Source organism: Serratia sp. OS31 (genome assembly GCF_014164835.1).
GTDB classification, from domain to species: domain Bacteria; phylum Pseudomonadota; class Gammaproteobacteria; order Enterobacterales; family Enterobacteriaceae; genus Serratia; species Serratia liquefaciens_A.
In genome coordinates, this window is sequence record NZ_JACJFQ010000062.1 from 1 (window position 1) to 9,636 (window position 9,636).

9 protein-coding genes and 1 pseudogene are annotated in these 9,636 nt (G+C 53.9%); 7 read left to right on the forward strand and 3 right to left on the reverse strand.

Going from position 1 to position 9,636, the window contains the following annotated elements; translation table 11 throughout:
- A pseudogene (locus H5P17_RS25705) lies at window positions 1–327 on the reverse strand (hypothetical protein); the annotation flags it as partial.
- Between the two features lie 831 nt (window positions 328–1,158).
- Between H5P17_RS25705 and H5P17_RS25710 the strand changes: the two are divergent.
- From H5P17_RS25710 to H5P17_RS25730, 5 genes are all read left to right on the forward strand, one after another.
- A complete protein-coding gene (locus H5P17_RS25710) occupies window positions 1,159–2,172 on the forward strand; it encodes a TRAP transporter substrate-binding protein (RefSeq protein WP_182825828.1) in 1,014 nt (337 codons plus the stop codon).
- Window positions 2,173–2,195: 23 nt separating this feature from the next.
- Complete coding sequence (locus H5P17_RS25715) at window positions 2,196–4,067, forward strand: TRAP transporter large permease subunit (protein WP_182825829.1); 1,872 nt, start codon at window positions 2,196–2,198, stop codon at window positions 4,065–4,067.
- 24 nt (window positions 4,068–4,091) lie between these two features.
- Window positions 4,092–4,853, forward strand: a complete 762-nt coding sequence (locus tag H5P17_RS25720; protein WP_182825830.1) for an SDR family NAD(P)-dependent oxidoreductase — start codon at window positions 4,092–4,094, stop codon at window positions 4,851–4,853.
- Window positions 4,854–4,921: 68 nt separating this feature from the next.
- Window positions 4,922–5,959 carry a LacI family DNA-binding transcriptional regulator gene (locus H5P17_RS25725; protein ID WP_182825831.1) on the forward strand — a complete coding sequence of 346 codons (1,038 nt, stop codon included), beginning with the start codon at window positions 4,922–4,924 and terminating at the stop codon, window positions 5,957–5,959.
- 103 nt (window positions 5,960–6,062) lie between these two features.
- Window positions 6,063–6,485 (forward strand): HIT family protein, encoded by a 423-nt coding sequence (locus tag H5P17_RS25730; RefSeq protein WP_182825832.1) that lies wholly within the window; start codon window positions 6,063–6,065, stop codon window positions 6,483–6,485.
- Window positions 6,486–6,521: 36 nt separating this feature from the next.
- Here the strand turns inward: H5P17_RS25730 and H5P17_RS25735 are convergent, their stop codons facing one another.
- Window positions 6,522–6,758, reverse strand: a complete 237-nt coding sequence (locus tag H5P17_RS25735; protein WP_044554358.1) for a DUF4282 domain-containing protein — start codon at window positions 6,756–6,758, stop codon at window positions 6,522–6,524.
- Between the two features lie 144 nt (window positions 6,759–6,902).
- Between H5P17_RS25735 and H5P17_RS25740 the strand changes: the two genes are divergently transcribed.
- Both H5P17_RS25740 and H5P17_RS25745 read left to right on the forward strand, forming a co-directional pair.
- Window positions 6,903–7,490: a histidine phosphatase family protein gene (locus tag H5P17_RS25740; protein WP_182825833.1), complete on the forward strand. Its 588-nt coding sequence runs from the start codon at window positions 6,903–6,905 to the stop codon at window positions 7,488–7,490.
- Window positions 7,491–7,875: 385 nt separating this feature from the next.
- Complete coding sequence (locus H5P17_RS25745; RefSeq protein WP_182825834.1) at window positions 7,876–8,511, forward strand: acyl-homoserine-lactone synthase; 636 nt, start codon at window positions 7,876–7,878, stop codon at window positions 8,509–8,511.
- Here H5P17_RS25745 and H5P17_RS25750 read toward each other — a convergent pair.
- The gene (locus H5P17_RS25750; protein ID WP_182825835.1) at window positions 8,480–9,229 is read right to left on the reverse strand and encodes a LuxR family transcriptional regulator; all 750 of its coding nucleotides are present in this window, start codon (window positions 9,227–9,229) and stop codon (window positions 8,480–8,482) included. The genes H5P17_RS25745 and H5P17_RS25750 overlap by 32 nt on opposite strands.
- Between the last annotated feature and the right edge of the window lie 407 nt (window positions 9,230–9,636).

Below are 9,636 nucleotides of genomic sequence, written 5' to 3' on the forward strand. Positions count from 1 at the left end.
AGCTATATAATGTCTTTCAACTCCAGCTTTCTTTTCATCTTTATTAGTAGGAATGGATCCGTAGATATATTCCGGCCACAATATTAACTCTTTAAATATCCTATTATTTATTTTCTTTTGAATTCTTCTAATAAGATAAATTGGATCATATACATCCCTAACGTCACCATTTATTTTATTTTTTTTTAGTTTTTTATAACGTTCTTCATATGGAGTATTTTTAGCCAGAACTAGATCACTAATTGGAATGTCTAGAGCATCGCTTAGTGACTGCAGAGAACGTAAAGATTTAGTGCCTGGTCTTTTTATCGGAGAGTTAAGGTTCACCTTACATATCCATTGTTAGCAAAATTACACCAAGGTCTCCCTCATACTCAAGAGGGCCAGAAAGCAGAGATACCTAGATCAAAAACCACATTAGCAACTGCCTCTACTACTCGACCTGGTGCAATTGCGGTCGGCTATAGCACCACCATCGCCGGCTAGGGTGGGTGGGCCTCCGAACTATCCATACTTATCGTATGGACGCTCCCATAAACTGCTATGAGAGCAAACGCTAAGTGGTTATTAACTTTTGATTGCGGCATGCAAACGAAACGTTCGCGCGAAAGCATGTTAACGAGCCATGATTTTTAAATCAACTCATCTAGTAAATAAAAATGACGAAAATCGTACTACATAACCCCACATGCAAATTTTTCGTCAGTTAACTTTTTCAGTTTCATTTCCCTACAAATCTATACACTTAGCTGCTCCGTGTCAGGTGTTCTACAACGAATCGGTGACGCCTACTATCGTCAGCCGTTTGGTCCATTTAATTATCGCCCTGGAAGGCATGCTCACTCCTGAATTCACGGTTATCCAGCAGCGATTATAGAAGCTAAATGCCCGCAGCGGCAGCCCGCCGATCGCGAATCTCAAGCGGCCTATTTTTAGAGCCTGCTCACAGAACGTGCATTTCCCGGCCTTTTTCACGGATAAAAATTGATCTGCCAACCGAATGTTTGTAGGTTTTCTGTAACGGTACACTAAAACGTTACAGTTAAAGAACAGACACAAAGTATCGCCACCGTTCCCCCTGTCCCTACCGCATTGCCCAGCAGGGGAATCATCTTAACTACCAGCATCGCAGGCTGTCTGCGATCGGGAGCCAGGCTCATGAAATCAATGACATGTCGCTTAACGCCGCGCCTGTTTATCACGTTGTTATTTATGCTGTTTACCCTGCCGCTGCGCGCCAATGCCGCCGAAGTCAGCCTGCGGGTTTATTCATCGTTACCCGACGATGGCTACTCCGCACACGCCATCTGGTTCAACCGCTTCAAGCAGAATCTGGCGCAGCGTCTGCCGGGCAAAATCGCCCTCAACTATTTCCCTAACGGCATGCTCGGAAAAGAAGCCGATGCGGTGCAGCAGGTGCGTATCGGCGCGATCGATATGATGATCTCCGGGACTTCCATCTGGGGCACACTGGTGCCCGAAATCGGCGTGCTCGATCTGGGCTATCTGTTTAACGACAACCAACAGCTGGGTCAGGCGCTCGACGGTCAGGCAGGCCAGTTGCTGAGCGCCATGCTGGCCAAACAAAGCAACATCAAAGTGCTGGGCTACGGTTTCAGCCTGGGGGCACGCAACATTTACAGTAAAAAACCGCTGCAGTCGCCGCAGGATCTCAACCGGATGAAGGTGCGGGTGCTGCCGGCCCCCAATTTCATCGCCACGCTGAAAAGCATGGGCGCTACGGCAATCCCAATGCCCGGCGGTGAGGTTTACTCCGCGCTGCAGATGGGGGTGATCGACGGCGTGGAACACGATGCCGCCACGGTGTACACCAGCAAGTATTACGAGATCGCCAAAAACGCCACGCTGACCCGTCATATCTATAACCCGATAGTGGCCACCATCAGCCAGGCGGCGTTCCAGCGCATTCCACAAGACCTGCGTGACGAGGTGCTGGCCGCAGCCAACGAAGCCACCCTTTATGAGCGCAAAATTGCGGCGGAAAAAGAAACTCAGGCCATGGAAAAACTGAAAGCCGCCGGCGTGATTTTCAGCGAAACCGACCGCAATTATTTCCGCCAGCAAACCCTGCCGCTGCAGGCGGCGTTTACCGCCAAGTATCCACAGGCCAAAGCGGTGCTGGACGCCATTCATGCCGCAGCGCAGCCGTAACGCGCCCCGGCGGAGGATTTGCTATGACCCTTCCTGTAACCCTTGAAATGAGCGTGAAAAAAGTGGCTATTCTGACGCAGTTAAGCCGCGGCCTGACCCGCTTTACCGCCTGGGGCGGCGCATTGGCGCTGCTGGTGAACGTGGTGGTGGTATTCGCTTCGGTCGTCTGGCGCTACGCGCTGCACAGCCCGATCGAATGGGCCGAAGAAGTGGCCCGTGCGCTGATGGTGACGCTGGTGTTCTTCGGCGTTGCCACCTCCACCGGGCGCGGCAGACACATTGGCGTCGATCTGTTTCTGCGCTGGCTACCGGCAGCCACCCGGCCGTATGTGGTGCATGCCAGCCGCTGGGTTTTGGTGTTGGTGGCATTGGGGCTGACGGTATCCAGCTTCAGCCTGGTCGGTATTTCGCTACCGCAAACCACCGAGCACGGCCTGCCGCAGGCGATTTTTGTGGTACCGGTATTTATCGGTGCGGCGGTGATGTTGGTCAGCGCGCTCGACCATGCCTGCCAGGCACCGCTGAAAGTGGTGTTAACCAGCGCCGCCGCCGTCGCGCTGTTGGGTGCCGCGGGCTACCTTAGCCTGCATACCTCAACCGGACTGGGCTCGCTGCCCGCCGCGCTGATGCTGGCCTGCTTTATTCTGGGCATTATCTCCGGCGTGCCGATCGCCTTTACCCTCGGCATGTCGGCGATGGTGTTTTTCCTCAGCGATCCGTCACTGCCGTTCGTGTTCTTTGCCCAACAGGTCACCGCCGGCGTCGACCATTTCGTGCTGCTGGCGATCCCGTTCTTTCTGCTGGCGGGTGCGGTGATGGAAGTCAACGGCATGTCGTCACGGCTGGTAGAGCTGATCGTGCGCGGCATGGGGCGCTATCGCGGCGGCCTGAACATGACGACGATCTTGTCGATGGCGTTTTTCTCCGGCATTTCCGGTTCCAAACTGGCGGACGTCGCCACGGTCGGCGGCGTGCTGATGCCGGCGGTACGCCGGGCTCGCCAACCTGCCGAAGAGTCTGCCGGGGTATTCGCCGCTTCGGCCATTATGGCGGAGACCATTCCCCCCTGCGTAAACCTGATCGTCATGGGCTTTATCGCCAACATTTCGATTGGCGCCCTGTTTATCGCCGGGCTGATCCCGGCCCTGTGCCTGCTGATATTGCTGCTGATTGCCGCCGTGATATTCGGCAAACGCATCAACGTCGATGACGCCTATCCGGTACGGATGCCGACGCGCCAACTGCTGATCGGTGCCGCCGTCGGTCTGGTCATGATTTTGATGATCGGCAAGGGGGTGGTGGCCGGTATCGCCACCTCTACGGAGATCTCCGCCTTCGCGGTGGTCTACGCCATCGTGGTCGGTCGACTGGCCTTTGGTGAGCTGACGCTGCAGGCCACCCTGAAGCTGTTTGTCGACACCGCCGCGCTGTCCGGCATGCTGCTGTTTATCGTCGCCTGTGCCACCAGTTTGTCCTTCGCTCTGACCATCGAGATGATCCCACAGCAGTGCGCACAGCTGCTGGTCGCCATCGGCGCAGACTACGGCCCCTGGCTGTTCCTGCTGCTGTCGATTGTCATCCTGATTATCTTCGGCGCAGTCCTGGAGGGCGCTCCGGCGCTGATTATCTTTGCGCCGATCCTGGTGCCTATCGCCACCCAGCTCGGCTTCAACCCGCTGCACTACGCCATTGTGATGATTCTGGCGATGGGTTTCGGCCTGTTTTCCCCGCCGATTGGCCTGGGGTTGTACACCACCTGCGCCATCTGTGGCGTCCCGATGCAGGACGTGATTAAACCCATGGCCAAATACCTGCTGATCGTGCTGTTCGGCATCATCGTTATCGCGCTGTTCCCGGCGCTCTCCACCTGGTTGCCGACGCGGCTGGGCTACTGATTTTCTCAAGCAAGGAGTCATACCATGTTCTCTGATTTAACCGACAAACGCGTATTGATCACCGGTTCCACCGCCGGTATCGGGCTGGCGACCGCCGCCCTGTTCGCCCAACACGGCGCCAAGGTGGGCATTAATGGCCAGCGTAGCGAGCCACCGGCAGAGATCGCCGCTTTCCCCGGTGAATGCGCATTCTTCTCGGCCGATCTGTCGCGCTCCGCCGGCTGTGAGGCATTGGTAGAGGCCTTTGTCGCCCGCTTCGGCGGCATCGATATATTGATCAACAACGCCGGTGGGCTGGGCGGCCGCAACGGGCTGGAAGCGATAGACGACGAGTTCTTTGATCGGGTGATGGACCTGAACTGCCGCTCGGCGCTGATGGTAACCAAATTCGCTATCCCTTACCTGCGTGCTTCGGCTCGCGAGAACGGGACGACCGCCAGCGTCATCAGCACCGGCTCCATTGCTGCACGCGAAGGCGGCGGGATCGGCGCCGGGCTGTATGCCAGCGCCAAAGCCTGGCTGCACAATATCCACCGCAACTGGGTGAAGGAGTTCACCCAGGACAATATCCGTTTCAATATCGTGTCACCGGGCAGCATCGACACCGCCTTCCATCACGGCAAGAGCGACGAAGTGCTGGGTAAAATGCGCGCTTCCATTCCGATGGGCCGCTTTGGCCGCAGCGAAGAGGTGGCGCCCACCTACCTGTTCCTGGCCTCGCATAACTGCAGCGGCTATATCACCGGGCAAATTATCGACGTCAACGGCGGTCAACTCGCGCCCTAAGGGCCTGTGACTCACTTTCGGCCGCGTGATAAAGTCGGGGTGATGGGTTAATGCAAAACGGGAATGTGATGGCGAATATACGTGATGTGGCACGTCATGCCGGGGTGTCGGTCAGTACGGTATCCAACGTGCTGAACGGCCGAGTCGATCAGATGCGCAAGGATACGCTGGCCCGTATTGAACAGGCGATGGCGGCGCTGCAATACCAGCCAAACCGCGCCGCGCAGCAGCTTAAAACCGGGCAGGTCAAAATGCTGGGCCTGCTGGTGCCGTCTATCGTCAACCCCAGCTTCGCTGCGCTGGTGCGCGAAATTGAGCTGGCGGCCAAGCAAAACTATGGCTATCAGGTGTTGCTGGGCGATACCCATCGCCAACAGGAAGAAGAGATCCGTTTTCTCGACGATCTGTTGGCGTTAGGCATTCGCGGCGTAGTAGTTGCCTCCACGTTTTACGATCGCCCCCATTTTCGCGATGCCCTGAAACGCGGCCTGGTGATGATTAACTACGACGAGCGCACCCTGGCCGCCCCTGGCGAGGCGGCGCTGCCGATCGACAGCGTGTCGATGGATAATTGCGCCGCCGGCAGCATGGCGGCACAACATCTGATAGCCCAAGGCTGCCGCCGTATCGCCTTCGCTACCGCTTCCGGCATGACCAGCAGCCGCGCCAACAAAATTGCCGGTTACCGGCAGGCACTGGAAAACGCCGGGCTGCCGGTCTGGGTGATCGAAGGCAAGGCGCAGTTCGCCTACGGCGATGCCGAAATGGCCGAGTTAGGCAAGGCGCTGGCCGAGCAGGTTTGCCAGAGTGAAACCCGGCCGGACGGCATTGTGGCGCTGAACGACATGTTGGCCATCGGCATGATTTCCGCCTTCCAGCGGCTAGGCGTTCGGGTACCGGAAGATATTTCGGTTGTCGGCATCGATAACATGTTTCTGTCCGAACTGTTTAACCCGGCGCTCAGCTCAGTGGCGCCGCCGCTGCGCGAGATGGCGGTGAAAATTGTCGATCGGCTGATAGGTCGGCTGGAAAACCCTGAATTGCCGGTAGAGGAGTTTTTATTCGCGCCCAGCCTGGTGCGCCGCCAGTCGGTTATTAACGCGTAACTTCCTGCGGGGCTACGGCTCCGCTCTCTTTCATACTGAATCCATGCTGCGCTAATGCGCGGCGGGGCTTCGCTGCGCCCAAAACCGCAGCGGGAGAATAAAAATGAATAATGAATCCTGCGTTTACTGCCATCCAACCAATGAAATCCTGCTGTGGCAAAACCCGCTGTGCCGGGCCATTTTCATTGCCGACAGCCCTTTCCCCGGCTGGTGCCGGGTGGTCTGGCATGAGCATATCGCCGAACTGAGTGATTTGCGTGACGACCAACGCAACAGCATCATGACCGTGGTGGCACAGGTTGAAGCGCAACTGCGGCAGTTGCTGACGCCGGCGAAAATTAATATCGCCAGCCTGGGCACCGCACTGCCCCATTTGCACTGGCATATCATCCCGCGTTACCTCGACGATTCGCATTTCCCGGAGCCGGTATGGAGCCAGGCGCTGCGGGTGCCAACGGCGAGAACCCTGCCGGAGAATTTTATTGAATTAATGAGGGAACGGCTGGCGATAACGCTGGGGGAATAACAAAACGCCGGGCCTGGCCCGGCGTTTTCAATTGAATTACGGTTTTTCGGCGATTTTGCGCAGATATTCGTTATTTTTAAAGGCAATGATGATCATTTCGAAGCAAACGCGGGTGAACACGCCGCCGATAACGATCGCAAACAAACCACGGAAGAATTCGCCGTAGAACATCGCACCAATCCCGCCAACCACGATACTCAGCAGGCACAGCCAGTACACGCCGGTGATGATTTTAGGCGTCAGCATCGCGTCAAAAAAGAAAATGTTTTTCATTGTAAATCCTTCCTTAGGCCAGTATTTAATTATCCCAGAGGCACCGCATCAGTGCGGCATGCCTTTTTGTCACGCCAGTAATAATAGCGAGTAACGCGATGAAAAGCGCTCAGAAATCAGCAAGCCATTACATAAGGGTTGAGGATGTTTAACAAAACGGGCAACAAAATCCTGGGCGGTTTAGCGGCGCTGCTGCTATTCAGCCAAAGCGCACTGGCGCAGGAAACGCTGATCTTCGTGCGGCACGGGGAGAAACCCGCCAACGACAGCGGGCAATTAACCTGTAAAGGACTGAATCGCGCGCTGGCGCTGCCGGACGTGCTGCTGGACCGCTATGGCAAACCGGATTTTATCTTTGCCGCCGGGCCCAAAGAGAATAAGACCGGCAGCTCGCTGCGGGCGCTGTCGACCATTATGCCCACCGCCGTACGCGTCGGACTGCCGATCGGCATTCAATTCCACGCCGATGACATCGCCGGGCTGCAGCAGGAGCTGCTCAGCGATAAATACCAAAACTCGCGCATCTTCATCGCCTGGGAGCACAAGAATCTCGATAAGGCAGTGAAGAACATCGTTGCCGCACGCGGTGGCGACGCCAGTTTGGTGCCCGAATGGCCGGGCAGCGACTTTGACAGCATTTTTGTGGTTACGCTGGATCAGGACAAGGTTTCGTTCCGGCAAGAGCGTGAGGGGTTGACTCAGTTGGCGCAGAGCTGTCCTTTTGCGGGGTAACTAAGATGGCAAGCAGACTCTTTGAAGGCTTGATCGCGGGGCTTATTATAATTATGCCCATTTGGAAATAATGAGTTATTACCCGTTTAGGATCATTTTTAACTACTTAAGGACGGGTGATTTATTGATTTGGCATAGCTCAATAATTAGTAGCCTGCGCCCTCTGTTACCAAGATTTACCCCATGTCTGCCAAATCCATAAACAGTGCCTTATGATTTACTTGGGAGTAACTTCATTGTGAAAGGCAAAAATTTCGTCACCAAAGTTGTTTTTTATCTCCCGATATGACCTTGTTTTCATCAGCAAGCTTAAAATTTTTGTAGAATACTCGCAGGCTGTTTGAAATACGTAATATATTTACGCCAATAATAAAAGGGTCATGGAATGCTTGAATTATTTGATGTCAGCTACGAAGAGCTGAAAACGACACACTCGAGCGAGCTTTACCGGCTGAGAAAAAAAACCTTCAGTGACCGACTAGGTTGGGACGTAGCATGTAACCTTGATATGGAGTTCGATGAGTTTGATAACTCCGGCACGCGCTATATCCTCGGCTTGTGCAACGGACAATTGGTCTGCAGCGTGCGTTTCACCGCACTGAGCCAGCCCAACATGATAACCCACACATTCCACGCCTGTTTTGACAGCGTTAAGCTCCCTGTAGCAGGGGTCGAATCAAGCCGTTTTTTTGTCGACAAAGCTCATGCTCGGCGGTTACTAGGCGAGCGGTACCCAGTCAGTCAAGCCCTGTTTCTGGCCATGATTAATTGGGCTTTGCACCATAAGTACAACGCTATTCATACCATCGTAAGCCGAGCGATGCTTAGGATCCTTAAGCGCTCCGGATGGCAAATCCGTGTACTCAAAGAAGCCTTCCTCAGCGAACGCGAGCGTATTTACCTGGTGGTACTCCCAACTGGGCCAGAGGACCAAAACCAAATGGCGTCAGGAATTATCTCCGGGCTTAATTGTCCAGCGGTTTCCGTTATTACCTGGCCGCTGTCGCTGCCGGAGTTATAAGTTCCAGCTCAACGCCCAGTCGGATAGCCTGCCGGGCGTTACTGACACCTAACTTGACCACAATATTACCCATATGAAACTTCACCGTACTAACCGAAATAGCCGCTATGGCGGCAATCTCTCCGTATGTTTTTCCCATACTGGCCCAATACAGCACCTCATTTTCCCGTGGAGTAAAAATGGGTTTATCCGTGTCTGCCTGATGCTTATGGCCAGTAGATGAAGCGGAGCCGGCGAGACGATACATCTGTTCATTAATGTCGATCAGCAACATCTGCATGGCCCCACGATCAGATGAGAGTCTTTTTTCCAGCTCTCCTTGTCCGTTGGTGGCAATAATGACAGACAACAACGCCAGGTTGTTCATATGGTCATGCAGCACAAAGGTAAATCCGTTAACAATGTTGTACCGCTTGGAAAGGGAAAAAATCTTGGTGAACTTCAAATCTGACATGAGAGTGATATTTTCGTCCCATGCAAAGGGCGAAGTGCGTTTGAATGCTGTCAGTATCACCGGGTCAGTGAGTTGGAAATTATTGGTGCGGTAGAGGTCTACCCATTCGTCAGGGTAACTGGAAATAATAAGCACATCTGACGGATTTTTTTTTCTAACAACAGTATAAGCGTATTCCGGGCTACCGAGTGGAGACAGCTTTCTGTCGATATGATCCCGGAGCGTTTCCGTTATTGTTTGATTTTCATTGAAGATAGAAAACATACAGGCTCCGTGGCGGTCAGACTTTCCCTTTGGTGATCGAACCTGAACTTAAGTCTAGGTATGGATGGGACTTAAGTACAACTTACGGATTTGAAACCGCAACATATAATGAACCTCGTTAGGCACTGGAAAAAAAACCTGACCTGTACGGTCAGGTAGCCAACACAGCCAACACCAGGGAAAAATTTCCGGTCAGACAGGGTATACGAAAAATCACTGCTGACCGGGATCCTTACTTTAACACTGCTAATTTATCCTTTCAAATTCATCTGCGCTGACGCTGTTGACCAGCCCCTGTTTGACTAGTCGATCAGCGTCAGTGCAAAGAATGGCATTCCCCAGAGATAACGTCTTTGAGCCGAGTCCCCTGCGCTATTTTAATTTATTTATATTGGACTATTTTATAA